The organism is Pedobacter africanus (assembly GCF_040548825.1).
GTDB lineage: Bacteria > Bacteroidota > Bacteroidia > Sphingobacteriales > Sphingobacteriaceae > Pedobacter > Pedobacter africanus_A.
In genome coordinates this window covers 382,131-398,319 of record NZ_JBEPSL010000005.1, presented here as the reverse complement: position 1 = coordinate 398,319, position 16,189 = coordinate 382,131, and the positions used below count along the sequence as shown (strand labels likewise).

The 16,189-nt window shown below is 43.3% G+C and carries 15 protein-coding genes; all 15 read right to left on the bottom strand.

All coding sequences use genetic code 11. The features are described from left to right. Positions 1–75 precede the first annotated feature (75 nt). The 15 genes from rfbA to uvrB all read right to left on the bottom strand — a co-directional run bounded on the left by rfbA (position 76) and on the right by uvrB (position 16,146). Positions 76–936: a glucose-1-phosphate thymidylyltransferase RfbA gene (gene rfbA / locus ABIE26_RS23495; protein WP_310145809.1), complete on the bottom strand. Its 861-nt coding sequence runs from the start codon at positions 934–936 to the stop codon at positions 76–78. 86 nt (positions 937–1,022) lie between these two features. Continuing rightward, on the bottom strand, positions 1,023–1,598 hold the full coding sequence (locus ABIE26_RS23490) for a DUF3109 family protein (RefSeq protein WP_310145810.1): 576 nt from the start codon (positions 1,596–1,598) through the stop codon (positions 1,023–1,025). Between the two features lie 5 nt (positions 1,599–1,603). Beyond that, positions 1,604–2,380 carry a DUF3108 domain-containing protein gene (locus ABIE26_RS23485; RefSeq protein WP_310145811.1) on the bottom strand — a complete coding sequence of 259 codons (777 nt, stop codon included), beginning with the start codon at positions 2,378–2,380 and terminating at the stop codon, positions 1,604–1,606. A 28-nt stretch (positions 2,381–2,408) separates the two neighbouring features. Further along, positions 2,409–2,924, bottom strand: a complete 516-nt coding sequence (locus tag ABIE26_RS23480; RefSeq protein WP_310145812.1) for a DUF2480 family protein — start codon at positions 2,922–2,924, stop codon at positions 2,409–2,411. 64 nt (positions 2,925–2,988) lie between these two features. Further along, entirely contained in the window at positions 2,989–5,082 is a 2,094-nt protein-coding gene (locus tag ABIE26_RS23475) for a peptidylprolyl isomerase (RefSeq protein WP_310145813.1), read from the bottom strand. 129 nt (positions 5,083–5,211) lie between these two features. Further along, positions 5,212–5,781 carry an LPS export ABC transporter periplasmic protein LptC gene (gene lptC / locus ABIE26_RS23470; RefSeq protein WP_310145815.1) on the bottom strand — a complete coding sequence of 190 codons (570 nt, stop codon included), beginning with the start codon at positions 5,779–5,781 and terminating at the stop codon, positions 5,212–5,214. Beyond that, positions 5,781–7,094 (bottom strand): hypothetical protein, encoded by a 1,314-nt coding sequence (locus ABIE26_RS23465; protein ID WP_310145816.1) that lies wholly within the window; start codon positions 7,092–7,094, stop codon positions 5,781–5,783. The genes lptC and ABIE26_RS23465 overlap by 1 nt, the downstream gene beginning before the upstream one ends. Continuing rightward, on the bottom strand, positions 7,057–7,821 hold the full coding sequence (locus tag ABIE26_RS23460; protein ID WP_310145817.1) for a type III pantothenate kinase: 765 nt from the start codon (positions 7,819–7,821) through the stop codon (positions 7,057–7,059). The genes ABIE26_RS23465 and ABIE26_RS23460 overlap by 38 nt, the downstream gene beginning before the upstream one ends. A 74-nt stretch (positions 7,822–7,895) precedes the next feature. Beyond that, positions 7,896–8,876 (bottom strand): DUF6427 family protein, encoded by a 981-nt coding sequence (locus ABIE26_RS23455; RefSeq protein ID WP_310145818.1) that lies wholly within the window; start codon positions 8,874–8,876, stop codon positions 7,896–7,898. Between the two features lie 23 nt (positions 8,877–8,899). Continuing rightward, positions 8,900–9,886 (bottom strand): glycosyltransferase family protein, encoded by a 987-nt coding sequence (locus tag ABIE26_RS23450; RefSeq protein ID WP_310145819.1) that lies wholly within the window; start codon positions 9,884–9,886, stop codon positions 8,900–8,902. Positions 9,887–9,915: 29 nt separating this feature from the next. Beyond that, positions 9,916–10,767: a UDP-2,3-diacylglucosamine diphosphatase gene (locus ABIE26_RS23445; RefSeq protein WP_310145820.1), complete on the bottom strand. Its 852-nt coding sequence runs from the start codon at positions 10,765–10,767 to the stop codon at positions 9,916–9,918. A gap of 266 nt (positions 10,768–11,033) precedes the next feature. Next, on the bottom strand, positions 11,034–13,514 hold the full coding sequence (locus ABIE26_RS23440) for a hypothetical protein (RefSeq protein ID WP_310145821.1): 2,481 nt from the start codon (positions 13,512–13,514) through the stop codon (positions 11,034–11,036). Positions 13,515–13,602: 88 nt separating this feature from the next. Continuing rightward, positions 13,603–13,860, bottom strand: a complete 258-nt coding sequence (locus tag ABIE26_RS23435) for a DUF4834 family protein (RefSeq protein ID WP_310145822.1) — start codon at positions 13,858–13,860, stop codon at positions 13,603–13,605. Positions 13,861–13,899: 39 nt separating this feature from the next. Then, the gene (locus ABIE26_RS23430; RefSeq protein WP_084238937.1) at positions 13,900–14,094 is read right to left on the bottom strand and encodes a YwbE family protein; all 195 of its coding nucleotides are present in this window, start codon (positions 14,092–14,094) and stop codon (positions 13,900–13,902) included. Positions 14,095–14,106: 12 nt separating this feature from the next. Then, positions 14,107–16,146, bottom strand: coding sequence for an excinuclease ABC subunit UvrB (gene uvrB, locus ABIE26_RS23425; protein WP_310145823.1), 2,040 nt, complete (start codon positions 16,144–16,146; stop codon positions 14,107–14,109). Between the last annotated feature and the right edge of the window lie 43 nt (positions 16,147–16,189).

Sequence of the window (16,189 nt, the reverse complement as noted above, 5' to 3'; positions counted from 1 at the left end):
AGCATAAACTTTTTAGCAAAAAAGCCCCGGAATTACCCGGGGCTTTAAATCTTATACATGGTGCTGAACACATGCTTATTTTATCATTTTCAATAAATATTCTCCGTAACCGCTCTTTACCAGTGGCGTAGCGATGGTACGCAGCTGTTCCTTATCAATAAAACCCATTCGATAGGCTATCTCTTCGATACAGCCAATTTTTAGCCCCTGCCGCTCTTCTATCACCTGAACAAACTGACCAGCCTGCATCAGCGAAGCAAAAGTTCCGGTATCCAGCCAGGCTGTACCCCTGCTCAACACCCCCACCTTTAATTTCCCCTGTTCCAGGTATACTTTATTTACATCGGTAATCTCATATTCCCCTCTCGGCGAAGGCTTGATATTTTTTGCGATTTCTACAACGCTATTGTCATAAAAATACAAACCAGGAACAGCATAGTCCGACTTCGGCTGTGCTGGTTTTTCCTCAATAGATATGGCTGTATTCTGTTCGTCAAATTCCACAACGCCATAACGTTCCGGGTCAGAAACCCGGTAGGCAAACACTACTCCTCCCTCAGGATCTGCACTGGCCTGCAAAAGCTTTGACATCCCATCACCATAAAAAATGTTATCACCAAGCACCAGGGCCACCTTGTCTGTTCCGATAAAATCTGCGCCAATAACGAAAGCCTGGGCCAAACCATTTGGCTGCTCTTGTACAGCATAAGAAAATTTGCATCCCAGGCCTGCCCCGTCACCCAATAGTTTTTCAAAGTTGGGAAGGTCATGAGGTGTTGAAATGATCAGAATTTCCTTAATCCCTGCAAGCATCAGGATAGACAGCGGGTAATAGATCATTGGTTTATCGTAAACAGGCATCATCTGCTTGCTCATTGCCAGGGTAAGCGGATGAAGTCTTGTACCACTTCCGCCTGCTAAAATTATTCCTTTCAAGTTATCTTAATTTGAGGTTAATGTTCAATAATGGTCAATTGGGTTTATCTTTTTCGAAGATAGATTTTTTCCCGAATAAATGACGCTTAATTTTCCGGATCCGGAGCCGCCACAGCGTGTTCCAGTTCAGCAAACCAGTCCGCACCATATTTTCTTACCAGTGGCCCTTTTAAAAATTGATATACAGGCACCTTAAGTTCTCTGCCAAAAGAACAGGCATCATGGCAAATGTGCCATCTGTCATAGTTCAAGACATCAAACTCCGGATATTGTGTTACCCTTATCGGGTAGAGGTGACAGGAGATTGGTTTTTGCCAGTCTACAAGCCCTTGCTCGTAACCTTTTTCTATCCCGCATTTAGTAATGCCATTCTCAAACGTTACATAGGCGCACTCTTTATTCCCGTCAACACATGGCGTAGTCAGGTCACCGTCGGCATCTGTCACAGATGTTCCCTGTTCCTCAATTGCAGCGATGCCCCTGGGCTCAAGCAAATGCTTAATTTTAGGATAAACATCGGCAAGGATAGCTGTCTCGGCCACCTCTAACGGAGCACCCGCATCACCCTCTACACAACAAATTCCCTTACACTTGTTCAGGTTACATACAAAACTCTCCGAGATAACGTCTTCATGCACCAGTGTATGCTGTATTTCAATCATTATTTTTATTTTACTATGGCCAGCGGGTACTTTAACCCATCGGCCGATTTAATTTCCATGGTTACCGCCCCAACAATAATTTCTACCTGTGCTTTTACCGGCACCCTGTTACCGTCGTCAGTGATCCAGAGATAGAGCCTGCTGTCCTTTCTGAAAATCCGCCCGGGTTTAATGGAAGGACTAAATTTCAGACACTTAATTTTCCCCAGCTTGGTCTTCACTTCCTCTCTTCCCGTAAACTGGATCTCCAGTTGGTTGATCTCGTCGCCCAGAAAATAGTTCAACTTCACATAGTCGCCTATTTTCATTTTAGAGATGTCCAGGCTCCTGGCAAAATAATAAGCCGACACCAGGTCAAAAGTCTGCGTGGTAGGCGTAGTAAATGTCCCTTTAGTAGCTACCACCTTTTTGGCATCCTGATTGAACCTTGCCTTATCCTGCCTTCTGTAACTGCCCTCTCTGATGTTCTCCTGGTAGAAATAAGGCTTTAAATCGTCCTTATCTATATAAGAATCATAATGGTCCCTTATTTTATAGAAAACATCAAAAGTGCCTGAAGTCTGTGCATCTACCTGCAATCTGAATGTGGGTTTTCCATCAAATTTAAGGTCGGATTCCTGTACCTGGAGTGTCCCTTCTGCAGCCGTGATAAAACCATACTTCAATTTATAAGTCAGTTTTTCACCTGCCTGAAAAACAGGGTCCTTCACAAAAGGGAGCTCCTGGGTCATGCCCTTAAAGCTTAGGAATGCAAAAATTACAAACAAAAAAGATGATCTCATAACTAAGCTATACAAAAAGCAATCCAAATTAATCCTTTCGCTTATAAATAGGTACCGTAGAACAAGGTTCTCCGTACATTATGCTTTTCACCACCGGAGTCAGCAGGTTCGTAATCTCTACATAAGCTTCAACCGTAACATCAATATCAGCACATCCCTTAATTACCACACGCTCCCCCGCAAAAGCATTCACGTCAATTTTCGCCAGCGCTTTGGTAAACAGAACGGCTTCAAGGGTTTCAAGGCTCCCAAAAACTACCTCATTTGCATAAGGTTTCATCCTGTTGGCCAGCAACATGTAAGCCCAGGTAGGCACAATGGCATCCGCACTGCAAATGACAGCAATGTTTTTCCCACTGTAGGCCTGCCAATCGTGGTTCTTAATAAATTCCCTGAAATCTTTTTCCCGCAGCATCAGCCCATGAAAAAGGTTTTCTTTGATATCATAAACAAGTCTTTCGCCCGGATGAAAATAATCCTCCAGATTAAGGGTAATCAAACCACTTGCAGCTACTTTGTTAACAAAATTTTCCTGAATATCCATCGCTTTAACAATAAAAAAGCCGGAAGTTCAATCACTTCCGGCTACAAAATTACGTAAAATAAGCTTAATAGAATTTCACCCTATTGTCTTTTATCTCGCTTCTGTCCTGTAAAGCCTGGAAAGCTGCGCCTAAAGAACGTTGTGCAGCCATCTGCATCATCGCTTCTTTTTGTTTATAGGTATTTGCCAAAGGGGCAGGCTTACTAAATCCATCTACTCTGAATACATATACACCCTGAGTCCCGTCAATCGCTTTGGAAAGCTTTCCTGGTTGAGCACCAAATACAGCCCCTACCAACTTATTCTCCTGGGAGGCACCCGGCAGAATTGGATTGGCAAATACGATGTTCTCAACAGGGGTAACTGTTCTACCCAGTTTCTGGGCAACCTGCTCCAGACTACCGGCGCCCTGCAAAGCTTTGTTTGCTTTTTCGAGCAGCATTTTAGCTTTCACAGCATTGCGTACCATCGGCTCAATATCTTTCTTCACTGCTTCAAGCGAAAGTGCGCCTTTAGGTTTAATATCGGTCAAACGTGCAACTACATATGCATTATCCATCTGGTACACTTCTTTAAGGATCTCTCCCTTATCGGTTGAATACGCATCACGAATCAGCTGACGCGGGTTATCCAGTCCCGGGGCAAAACCCTGGGTAGGGGTAACCTTGTCCGCAACACCAACTGTATAGCCTTTTTTCTGTGCCAGTTCAGCAAAGTTGTTGTTTTTAACCTCATTCATAAAGCTGCTTGCTTTTTTGTAAGCAGCATCTCTTGTTTTATTACTTGAAACCAGGCCTTTTTCTATGTAAGCCAGCTTGGCTACCTTAGAAGAACCCACCTGTTTCTCAATCTTGATCAGGTGTACACCGAATTGCGAAGCAACCACTTTCAGGTCGCCTGCCTTACCGTTAAATGCAGCATCTTCAAAAACCGGCACCATTTGCCCGCGGCCAAAAGTACCCAGGTCTCCACCTTTGTCCTTAGAACCGTCAATACTGTATTTAGCAGCCAGTTCAGCAAAGCTCGCACCATTCTGAACCAGGCCTTTCAGGGAATCAGCCAGTTTCTTAGCCTTATCCACTCCGCCCAGTTTAGATGGGTCGATCAGAATATGACTCGCCTTTACTGAATCCGGAGAAAAACGGGTATCAATAACCTTAATCAGTTTATAAGAGTTACCTGAGAATCTAGGGCCATAAAAGCTACCTGCAGGCAGATTAAATACAACTGAATCAACAGCAGGATCTAATTTACCTTTCGACATATAGGTATAAGGAACTTTAACATCTGAGTTCACAGCAGCAAACAGGGAATCATTACCTGCATTTTTGAAATCAGCAGCAAGTTTATCTACCTGTGCTTTTACAGCTGCAGAGTCTTCTTTAGTAGGATTTACACTAAATGAAACATATTCAAATGAACGCGTCTCAGAAGGATTCTCAAAACGTTTTTTATTTTCGTTATAATAATCAGAATAATCGGCATCCGTTGGTTTAACTGTTGCATCGGGAACAGATGCATAATCCAGGCTTACGTATTTGAAGCTGGCCAGCTTGTTACGGTTTTGGTGCTCGTCATTAGCTTCCAGTGTAGTCACATAAATGGAATTACTGATCAGGTTAGCATACTTTTTCTGTAAAGCCTGTTTTTCAATCTCATTTTGTAAAAGGTCCCACTGTTGTTTCAACTGAGGGTTTTTATCCTGCTGCTTCAATGAAGCAATCACCTGCGCCCTGTCAACCTCACCGGTCTGCGGATTACCAAAATACTGAACAATCAGCGGGCTCGGATTTTTTCCCTGCAGTAAATCAAACAATTCATCGCTCGAAACCGTCAGGCCTAACCTGTTGTATTCTTTACCCAATAGCACTCCCGCAACTTCACCTTGCCATACCTGATCTACAGCCATGGCCTGCATTTGTGCATTGCTTGAACCGTATTGTTGTTTAAACTGAGCTAAACTCTGGTCTACCTTCGGACCAAACTGATCTATGCTAATTTCTTCACCGTCAACTGATCCCACAACTTTTTGAGACTCGGCCCAGAAAGGCTTACCTACGTTAATTGCATCACCAACTAAAAATGCAACAATTGCAAAACCGATGGCCCCAATCAGGATATAGCCTGCGCGATTCCGCAAAAATGTCATTAATCCCATAATATTCTTATTTATAAATCTTTTTTAAGAGGGCGCAAGATACAACTTTTGCAAAAAAAAGAAAACATTAAATTGTATTTGAATAAGTAATTAAAAATTAAGGAAATAAGTGCTGCAATTTTGCCTTCATTATTCCCCGAAACCTTCCTTCAGATAGGTTTCCCCATAACCACTTCCGGTCTTATAATAACTGAAATCCTGGGGTGCACTAAAGTCCACTGCATTGGCAAAAGAACCATCTGGCTGGGTTACTACTCCTTTAGGTGAAAAAAACATCTGCTTGTTCTGGTCCCAGGTCAGTTCCTCGGTATTAAAGGTCAGGTTCTGGTTCACCACAATTACATTCCTTTTAAAAATGATGAGCTTTTCCGTATCCTTCATAATCGCATAATCAGAAGTAATAGAACCGGTTACTTTCTGCTGTTCGTCGAGGAATTGAATTTTTATGCCCTTGGGCATTTCCTCTAGTTTAGCCCCATTTGCAGGAGTAATCTCATTCAATATAGGCGCAAAGCCTTTGGCTTTAACTTTTGCAGAATCACTGTAAATAATCTCAACAGAAGTCGTTCGGTTGGTATCCAGACTGATCTTCTTAGACAGCTTTACCGCTTTTTTCAGATCGTCCTCACCACAGGAATACAGCGAAAGCTGAAACACACAAAGGATCACCAGGCCAAAAATTATACCCGGACGTTTCATTAGTCAAATTTAAACCTTCTGAACCAGGTATCGTTAAGCGTAAAGCCGATATGAAAATTGATGTAGTTCTCCTGCACCAGCCCGTTGCTCGTCGTCCCTCTTCTTCCAAGCTCGGTAGTAAAGTTCAGTTTATGGAAAGCATACCTGTTAAACGCCAGCGGAAGCCCCAAACCAAAAGTCACGGCCATCTGCTTCACATCCTGGTTCCCGATCTTGATATAAGTCTTGTCGTAGGTAAAGCCCAACCTGTAGTCTACACGGTTAAAGTAACTGCCAATCGAAGTCATGTCAGGTGTAAGCTGTCCGCCTGCCGAGAATCCCCAGCTGTCTTCCAAACCATTGTTCACACCATTGATACTCAACTGCGACCATTTCCCCATTCTGTAATCTGCACCGATCAGCCATTTGTTATCTTTTTGAATTGAAATCCCAAAATTATGCACCAAAGGCAGTTTCAGTTTCGCAGAATTGTTTTCCAGAAAAACTGCTGAATCGAGTGCTGGCTCTTCTTCTCCTACACTGTTAAGCTTGTAACGGGTAGCTACAAAACTTGTCTTGGTATTGATATTCGATTTGTACGAGCCTGAATAACCTAATGTAATCCTGCTCTTCAGGCTCAAAGGAATTTCATACTGGGCGCCATAAGAAAATCCAATGCCACCAACACTGTTCTTATCCTGCTGTTTGGTATTTAAAACTCCCGCAGCCTGAAGTTCAGTAGAACGGCTTTCTATCAGGTTACCAAAAACATATTCCACATTTGCACCGACTCTGAAATGATCGCCGAATTGCTGCCCTAAACCGAAATAGGCCTTGGTTAAACCGCCCTCACCGGCATACAGTTTGTTCACAGTAGTGGTATCCAGCTGCTCCGTATTGGTATACTCGTAGCCCAGTTCTGTATAAGGCACGAGACCAAAACTCAAACCGGTACGACCAGCCTTAAGCGGGAAGGCCAATGCAATATGGCTTAGGCTGGAGTTAAAGCTACCTTCACTAAGGCTTCCTTTTTTAAGCTCCTTAAATCCGGCACTCATGCCTATATCCGCCGTAGCCATGGTAATGCCCGCATAAGACGCAGGATTTTGCATGTTGATATTGCTGTAATAAGTACTCGGCTTATTGACCGCAGTAGAGATTCCACCCATCGCCCGGAGTTGTGGCAACAGCATACCTTTAACATTTCCAAGCCCATACCTGGAATAAGGAGACTGTGAAGTAACCTGTGCCTTAACCGAAAAACTGGCCAGCAATAACACTACTGCTGCTATATAATTAATTTTTTTGTACATATTCAAATGCAATAACTTCATTTAATCCTTTTAATACCAAATACGGATCGTGAATAATTTGAGGCGCAAAGATGCTGTTTTTTAATTGTTCTAGCAAAAAAGCAGCGTTACCCCCTGTCAATAATACCGTCAGGCCTGTATTTTTATTATTATATGAGGCAATAAACCCCTCTACTTCATGAATTGCGCCTTGTAAAACCCCATTCTTAATTGCGGTAATGGTATCCCTTCCATCAGGCACTTCAGTCTCTTTATTGTCCCAGTTCACCAGCGGCAGGCGCTCTGTAAAATGATGCAAAGCCTCAAACCTCATCGTTAAGCCCAAACTGATACTGCCTCCGTAATATTCTGCTGCACTGTTCAACAGATCGTAGGTGATACAGGTACCCGCATCTATCATTAAACAATTTTTCCCGGGATAACAGCGCTGCGCTGCGATCACTTTTGCCCAGCGATCCAGACCAAGGGTTGCAATGGATTGGTAATGGTTTTTTATACCGGTATTGTTTTTTGTGGAAAACGGAACGTAATTGGTATTCGATTTCAGCAATGCAATTACTTCTTCCAATGCTTCATTCATGCGGTCAACACTCGAAATTGTTGAACTGCTCACTTCGTATTGTTGGATTAAACCGCTCAGGACAGCCGGGGTAATTTGCTGAAGAATCTGGTAGTCAACCAATGTTCTCCCATTAAAAACAGCCAGTTTACTATTCGTATTACCTATATCTATAACGAGGTTATGCATTAACTACTCCGGACTTCATTGCACAAATCTATTAATCTTTAGCTAGTTTCAAGCTGTCCAATTGTTAAAAAAAGTTAAACAAACAAAAAGTACTGGATCGCAAAAACCAGGATAAGGAATAAACTCTCATAAAACCATCTCCTTTTTGCATTCGAAAAATAATAGGCCAGTAAAACGGCTCCCGGAGGCACACACAGCAAAAAATGATAGAGGCGAAAATCCGGTTTCGTATAAAAGCTCAGGATACTCACAATGAACATAAAAAACAACATCTGAAATGCCTTTCTTGTACTGATAAAACTTCTGAAAAAATTCTCCCTTAACTGCAGAATGGCTAGCACCATCATTACCAGAACAGGCACCAGTACCAGATAATCGTTATATTTTATTTTGAAAACCGAAGGAAATTTATTACCAAGCGGCAGCCATATCTTATAGAACATCGACAAACTATCGTTCCAGTAGTAAAACACACCTACAAAAAAGAAGATCGTTAAAAAACCAACCAGCCCAGACACCCACTCTCTCCAGTTAAAACTCCTGTAAAGCAACAGCGTCAGCCATATCATCACCAGCATTACAATAAATGGAAAATAGATCAACGTACCCAGGGCAATGATCATACCGATATCAAACATGATCATGATCGCATTGGGCGATTTTCCAATCTTCAGAAATTTGTCCATCATCCAGATCAGCAGAAAATTACAGATCAGCGTAGGGCTTAATACCAGAAAAGGCATAAACAAACTGGCTCCGGTCACATACATCAGTGCCGGCAAAAATCCAGGTTTATTCAACAATCCATGGTTATTGATCACCCGGTTAAACAGCACAGCCTGACCATAAATAATGATACCTGCAAAAAAAACATTCCCTGCGGGCGAAAAAAAATCCTGCACTGGTATCTTCACAAAAAACTTAGTGTAGGGCTCCAGGAACTCAAAGTTAAGATGCTCCGGAAGATCGGCAAATATAGCTATCCGCATAAAAAAGGTATATGCGAACAGAATGAGCAGGTTTACAGGGTTTAAATTTCTAAATTGATTAATCATGCCTAAAGGCAAAGTAAAGCAAATTATCTGGCAAACTGCTTTACAACTTTATCAATTACTGCAGCGGTCTCATCAGGAAAATGAAACTGATGTGTCTGTGGACGTTCCACCCAGTCCTTAATTACAGGCAACCAGTTCTTGTTGCTTCCCCATATTACCGGTAAGCCAAACTGCTTAAGCGCATAAGCATTGCACTGCTGCTCGTACTGAAACTTCATTGGCGCAACCAATAACTTCTTTCCCAGGAACAAGGCTTCTGCAGGCCCCTCAAAACCGCCTCCGGTGAGTAAGCCCTCGCATGAGGCCAGACTTTTATTGAACAACTCATTGTTCACCGCGGTCACAGCTACATTTCCATCGGTATAACTTTGCTTACTGTGCTTCGAAAACACTTCCCAGCGTACCTGGGGGATCTGTTTCAGCAAAGGTACCAGGTACAGGTCGTCTATTGCGGGCAGGTAAACCGTATAGTGTCCCAGATTACTGGTTTCCATATTCCTGATCCCTGCCCTGATCACCGGGGTATAAATAAAATCATCATACCTGTCGAAATGAAAACCTATATAATGTGTAGCTGGTGCGTAATATTTCATCACCAGCTGCGCCCAGTCTATACTCTTGGGTTTAGGAACTTTCCTGGACCGGAACGACGCCTGGTGGCTTAGCCCCACACTTTCGATGCCCCTGCTTTTACAAGCCCAGGCCGTTACAGGCTCAAAATCGTTCAGGATCAGGTTATAATCTTCCAGGGGAATGCTACGCATATCCTTTACAAAGCGAGGCAGATTCATGGATTTCCAGGTTTCATAGTGATTCACGCCTCCCTTTTTACCAAAGATAAAACTGAAACCATGTAGCTGAAATTTAACCTCCTGAACCAGCTTCACATCAGCCTGCGTACCGCTTACCAGTAAATCGACATCACCATATTGCTGTAACAGGGGTATAATCTCTCTGGCACGGCTAATGTGCCCGTTACCCGTACCCTGTATGGCGTAAAGTATTTTCATCCGCACCGAATATCCGTAATTTTTAGGCCTTAGGCAATTTCTAATTTAATCTTTTGCAGCAGCGTGTGTACATCCAGCTTGCTATGCAGGTCTTCACCGTCCGACATTTCGCCTTCCTCGATTTCATCTTTCTCGAAATCCTTCTGTTCATATTTAAACACTTTCCAGGATTTATCGTAATATTCCAAAGCAGTCAGGTTCTCCACCCAATCGCCGCTATTCAAATAAGTTACCGCTCCCTCCTCAGTTCTGATGCTCCGCATCTCGGGCTGGTGGATATGCCCGCAGATTACATATTCATAGCCTTTTTCCACGGCCAGCTCAGCCGCCGTATTTTCAAAGCTGTTGATGAACTTAACAGCATCTTTAAACTTTGCCTTGATCCTCTTCGAAAAACTCATCTTTTCCTGTCCGATAAGCCCCAGGAACCAGTTTACAAAACTATTAATCAGAATTAAAGTATCATAACCCACAGCCCCCAACTTGGCCAGCCATTTGGAATGCTGCATGGTCACATCAAATATATCCCCATGAAAAAACCAGGCCTTTTTACCATCCAGTTCTATCACCAGTTTATTCTGAAGATGAAATGCCCCCAGGTGCATATCTGCAAATTTTCGCAGCAACTCGTCATGATTGCCTGTCAGATAATAAACCGGAACGCCTTCTACCACAAACTTCATCAGTTTTCTCACCACTTTCATATGTGTTTCGGGCCAGTACCTTTTGCTGAATTGCCAGATATCTATGATATCTCCGTTCAGGACCAGCATTTTAGGCTTAATGCTTTTCAGGTATTTCAATAATTCTTTAGCGTGACAACCGTAGGTACCTAAATGTACATCAGAGATTACGGCTATATCAACTTCTCTTTTAGACATCGTCTTCATCCATTGTTAATTCATACGGCCCAAAAAAAAGTGCGACAATCACAATCAGGCATATTATAAAAAACAACTCCAGCATAGCGGCATTAGTTTATTCCACAAATGTGGAATATTCAGATTAACAATAAGTTAAGAGAGTGTTATAATAAAAAACCCCAACTGAACAGCCGGGGTTTAATATTTTTTTACCAGAAAAAATCAATGGGTTTCGAAGACATGCAAATCTTTGTCCTTCAGAAAAGATTTGGCGATGAGCAATATTATTGATTTTTTCCCTTCTTTTTTTCAGAATAAAACGCAAATCCCAATCCTGCTATCAATAAAATTGATCCCGCGAGTGAAATTTTCTCGCCCGCATAATACGAAACAGGCTCAAACTTAAATTCTACTTTATGGTTCCCAGCCTCAAGCTGTGCAGCGCGCAAAACGTAATCGGCCCTGAAATAAGGTTTTTTAGCCCCATCTACGTACATGTTCCAGCCTTTATCGTAATAAATCTCCGAAAATACCGCAATCACATCTGTCGGGGCACTGTAAGAATACACCAGATGATCCGGATGGTAGCTCTCCAGTTTGATGAACGCACCTGTTCCTGGGCTCAGGCGTTTCTCGTCAATCAGCCCCTTATACATGACATCCACAATAGCTTCTTTTTTCGGATCAAAACTGTTGATCGCTTTCATTTCCTCATCTGCATCTTTGGCAAACTGAACGGTCTGCACAATCCAGGCATGCCCGGCCGCAGTAGCATTGCGTTGCATTTTAATTGAGCCATTCTGCTGGTCTTGCATAATGATGTATTTCGTATTCAGCATGTCCACTACATCCTGGTTGATGCTTTTTGAAAACTGCTTGTCGATCAGTTCCTGGTAACGTTTCAGTTTGGCTGCATGATAGCCGCCAACTGTTTTATGGAATTGTGAGGCACTGGCATCAGAGAAAGTAGAAATGGTAAGGTCCAGTACGCGGTAATCCGGGTCTTTATCTGCCAGGATCATATGGTCAATTTCCCTGGCCTGGAAATGATTGTTCAGCTCGGCTTTGCTCACAAAATTCTTGTTGTTCAAATAACGACGGTCTACCTGCCACATGTCAATCAACACGGCAAGTCCCAGTAAAATCATCACCATCTGCAGGCCCATTTTTTTAGTAATCATAGCCCACATCAGCCCATAAGCTATAGCAATGAACAGCAAAGAACGCAAAGCATCTGCACGCGCTATACCTACCCTGTCCTCCACCAAAGCATTGGCAATGCTATGTGCTACACTGGCATTGTTCTGGGCAATTTGGGTGAGCGCCTGAACCATTTGTCCGTGCATGGAATTCGTAAAACTGAAAAATGCTGTAGGCATTACCGCTACCAGCAAAGTAAAACCACCGGTTATGGCACCAGCAATACTCAATTTCTTAACCAGTGTTTTCTGGTCAAGGCTGCTTTCCTGTGCCTCTTTTATGGCTAAGAAAGCCAGAACAGGGACCATCAGGCCCACTAAAGCCAGGATAGATTCTACCGCCCTGAATTTATTGTACATAGGGAAATACTCGAAGAAGAGATCGGAAACCAGCGGAAAGTTCTTGCCAAATGAAAGCAGCATGAACAAAATTGTAGTCCCTAACACCCACCATTTCAACCTGTTCCTTACAATGAGCAAGCCAAATACAAACAGAAAGCACACAATGGCACCAAAATAATAAGGTCCTGAGGTTCCCGGTTTCTCTCCCCAGTATTGCTGTAAGCCAATCTGCCCCGCAAGTTGCTGTATGGCCTGTGTCGGATCTCCTCCGGTAACACTTTGCAAAGCCTTATAAGTATTGCTTTCCGGCTTTACCAATGCATCTATACTAGTTGCACCACCGTAAAGGTCAGGAATTAAAAAGGTAAAACTCTCGCCCACACCCTGGCTCCAGCCATAGGCATATTCTTTCGACAGTCCATTTTTCTCTTCCGCACTGTCAGTAGTTAAATTGGATTTACCCCTGTTCGATTCTTTGCCGTACTCATAAGTAGTCCACAATTTACCGGCATTTACCATCAGCGACAATACCAGCGCAATGGCCAGAAAGCCCATCGAGCGGCCCATTTGCGCCAGTTTCTTTTCCTTTACCGCATGATAAATTTCTATGCCCATGAAAACAAGCAGGGCAATCATCAGGTAATAGGTCATCTGGATGTGGTTTGCCCTGATCTCGAGGGCTAAAAACAAGGCTGTTAAACTTCCGCCAAGCCAGTATTTACCTCTAAGTGTTAAAATAATCCCGGCAATGATAGGAGCAATAAATGAAATTGCAAGGGCCTTATTGCTATGTCCTGCAGCAATAATGATAAAATTATACGAGGTGAAAGCAAATGCAATTGCTCCTGCTGCTGCCAGCAGGGGGTTCACCTTTAGCACGCAGAAAAGCAGGTATGCCCCTAAAAGATACATCAGAACCACGTCCACGGGATCAGGGAACACCGTTTTCATGAAGTCGATCACATAAGTACAAATGTTATAAGGATGCTGTACCCAGATCTGGTAAGCAGGCATACCGCCAAACATCTGGTTGGTCCAGAGCGGGCCTTTACCATCTTTGGCTTTATAGTCCATGATTTCCTTGGCAGTTGCCTTAGCCTGCAGAACGTCACTCTGCGCAGGGCCCTTGCCTTGTAAAACAGGACTGAAATAAACGAAACAGATAATTACAAAAAATCCAATTATGGCCAGGTGAATGCCATTTGCTTTTAACCAGTTATTCATTAAGGTTTGTTTAAGATTTAAACTAACCCCAAACTTAGTAAAATGATTTATTTTTACCGGACTCGCTGCAAGCTTTTTTCAAAAATGTTTATTTTACTTCTTCGTAATCTACAAAATCGCCCAGCTTATCTGAATTGCCCTTTTTTGGTGGGGGCGGAGGCATGTAGTCAATAGAGATGGATCCTTCCGGTTTATTTTGACGCTGTTGCTGCTTGTGCTGGTCCTGAGCCTGCTGCTGCACCTTCGCAAACATATTCCTCAGTACTACCGGAAATACCAGGCGCAGGATGATCCTGATGATATACAATACCAGTAATGTAATTAATATGAATTTTATAATCCCCATTTTTTTTAAAACAATTACAAATATATATTGTTTTGGATTTTATTCAACAATATTTGCTACCCGCCCTATCTGTCCGTCCTCCAATCGCACTTTTATGCCTCTCGAGTGAAAAGCAGCCGACGTTAGTAAATTGGCAACAATTCCACGGGTCAGCTTTCCACTGCGCTGGTCTTTTTTAAGGATGATGTCTACCTCCAGCCCGGGATAAATATCTTTTCTGCTTTTTCCGTCCATCCTGCAAAAATACTACTTCCCAAATCTTTCTTCAAACAGTTTTTCCATGGCAAACATTTCGTCCCGCAATCGTGCAGCCAGTAAAAAGTCCATATCCTTCGCAGCCTTGCTCATCTCCTTCCGGGTTTTGTCTATAGATTTCTGCATTTCAGGCTTGGTCATGTACTGTACAATAGGATCAGCCGCAATGCTTACTTCATCCACCTCTACATAAGGCCTTGCCCGCTTGCTTTCGCCTGACGAGAAGTCCAGCACCGAGGTCTGTTCCAGAATAGCTTCCCTGCTTTTTCCTACTGTTTTAGGGATGATGCCATGTTCCAGGTTATAAGCCACCTGCTTCTCCCTTCTTCTGTTGGTCTCTTCAATGGTACGCTGCATAGATTCCGTCATGCTGTCTGCATACATGATCACCCTCCCTCTGTCGTTCCTCGCAGCGCGCCCAATGGTCTGGATCAGCGCCCTGTCCGAGCGTAGGAAACCTTCCTTATCCGCATCAAGAATGGCTACCAGCGATACCTCCGGCAAATCCAGGCCCTCCCGCAGCAGGTTTATCCCGATCAGCACATCAAATTCGCCCAAACGCAAGCCTCTTAAAATTTCCACCCGCTCCAATGTCTTAACCTCTGAGTGTATATAACGGCATTTAATGTTCAGCCGGTCCATATATTTGGTCAGTTCCTCGGCCATACGTTTGGTCAGCGTGGTCACCAGTACCCTATCGCCTTGTTTAATAGTTTTATCAATCTCATCCAGCAAGTCGTCCACCTGATTAATTGCCGGCCGCACATCGATCAGCGGATCAAGCAGGCCAGTAGGCCTGATCACCTGTTCAATCACCACCCCCTCCGATTTCTGCAATTCATAATCTGCAGGCGTAGCACTTACATATATGGTTTGCGGCGCCAGACGCTCAAACTCATCAAAATTAAGGGGCCTGTTGTCAAGTGCCGAAGGCAAACGAAAACCATATTCCACCAAGGACATCTTCCTGGACCGGTCGCCACCATACATGGCCCTGATCTGAGGCACAGTAACATGGCTTTCATCAATCACCATCAGATAGTCCTCCGGAAAATAATCCAATAAACAGAAAGGACGCATCCCCGGAGCCCGGCCATCGAAAAACCGGGAATAATTTTCAATACCAGAGCAATAACCCAGCTCCTTCATCATTTCTATATCAAAGTTCACCCGCTCTTCCAGCCTCTTTGCCTCCAGCAGATGGCGATCACCAATCAGCTGGTTCTTACGCACTTCCAGCTCTTCCTGTATTCCCCAAATCGATGAATTGAACCGCTCCTTAGGGGTCACGAATAGGTTTGCAGGATAAATAGCCATGTCCTCCAGCTTTTCCAGCGTTTTCCCTGTAACCGGATCAATCACACTGAGTTCTTCAATATCATCACCAAAAAATGAAATCCGGTAGGCCGTATCCAGGTAAGCCGGAAAAATATCTACAGTATCGCCTTTTACCCTGAAAGTCCCCCGCTTAAAATCATTTGTTGTCCTGGCATATAAAATCTCTACCAGGCTATGCAAAAAAGAATTCCTCGAAATCCGGGTACCCACAGAAAAACGGAATACCGACCTTGAAAAATCTTCAGGATTACCCATACCATAAATGCAGGAGATCGAAGAAACCACAATCACATCCCTGCGGCCCGACATCAATGCCGAAGTTGTCCGCAGCCTTAGTTTTTCAATCTCCTCATTAATACTTAAGTCCTTTTCTATATAAGTGTTGCTGCTCGCAATAAAGGCCTCAGGCTGGTAATAATCGTAATAAGAAACAAAGTAGTTTACCGCATTTTCCGGAAAAAACTGTTTGAACTCGCCATACAGCTGGGCCGCCAGCGTTTTGTTATGGCTCAAGATCAGGGTAGGCTTTTGCGTTTGCTGGATTACGTTTGCAATGGTAAAGGTTTTACCCGAACCGGTTACCCCAAGCAGGGTCTGGTAATGCTCTTCGGCGTTAACACCCTCAACCAATTGTTTAATGGCAGTGGGTTGATCTCCTGTAGGTTTATAATCTGAAACAATTTTAAATTTCATTCCTAAGTATATGTGATTAATGAGCTGAGATGGACATCAAATA

Bases quoted from the DNA above. Each gene is read 5' to 3' on its own strand.
- ABIE26_RS23490 (WP_310145810.1), bottom strand. From the start codon at position 1,598: ATGATTGAAATACAGCATACACTGGTGCATGAAGACGTTATCTCGGAG.
- ABIE26_RS23485 (WP_310145811.1), bottom strand. From the start codon at position 2,380: ATGAGATCATCTTTTTTGTTTGTAATTTTTGCATTCCTAAGCTTTAAG.
- ABIE26_RS23480 (WP_310145812.1), bottom strand. From the start codon at position 2,924: ATGGATATTCAGGAAAATTTTGTTAACAAAGTAGCTGCAAGTGGTTTG.
- ABIE26_RS23475 (WP_310145813.1), bottom strand. From the start codon at position 5,082: ATGGGATTAATGACATTTTTGCGGAATCGCGCAGGCTATATCCTGATT.
- lptC (WP_310145815.1), bottom strand. From the start codon at position 5,781: ATGAAACGTCCGGGTATAATTTTTGGCCTGGTGATCCTTTGTGTGTTT.
- ABIE26_RS23465 (WP_310145816.1), bottom strand. From the start codon at position 7,094: ATGAAGTTATTGCATTTGAATATGTACAAAAAAATTAATTATATAGCA.
- ABIE26_RS23460 (WP_310145817.1), bottom strand. From the start codon at position 7,821: ATGCATAACCTCGTTATAGATATAGGTAATACGAATAGTAAACTGGCT.
- ABIE26_RS23455 (WP_310145818.1), bottom strand. From the start codon at position 8,876: ATGATTAATCAATTTAGAAATTTAAACCCTGTAAACCTGCTCATTCTG.
- ABIE26_RS23450 (WP_310145819.1), bottom strand. From the start codon at position 9,886: ATGAAAATACTTTACGCCATACAGGGTACGGGTAACGGGCACATTAGC.
- ABIE26_RS23445 (WP_310145820.1), bottom strand. From the start codon at position 10,767: ATGTCTAAAAGAGAAGTTGATATAGCCGTAATCTCTGATGTACATTTA.
- ABIE26_RS23440 (WP_310145821.1), bottom strand. From the start codon at position 13,514: ATGAATAACTGGTTAAAAGCAAATGGCATTCACCTGGCCATAATTGGA.
- ABIE26_RS23435 (WP_310145822.1), bottom strand. From the start codon at position 13,860: ATGGGGATTATAAAATTCATATTAATTACATTACTGGTATTGTATATC.
- ABIE26_RS23430 (WP_084238937.1), bottom strand. From the start codon at position 14,094: ATGGACGGAAAAAGCAGAAAAGATATTTATCCCGGGCTGGAGGTAGAC.
- uvrB (WP_310145823.1), bottom strand. From the start codon at position 16,146: ATGAAATTTAAAATTGTTTCAGATTATAAACCTACAGGAGATCAACCC.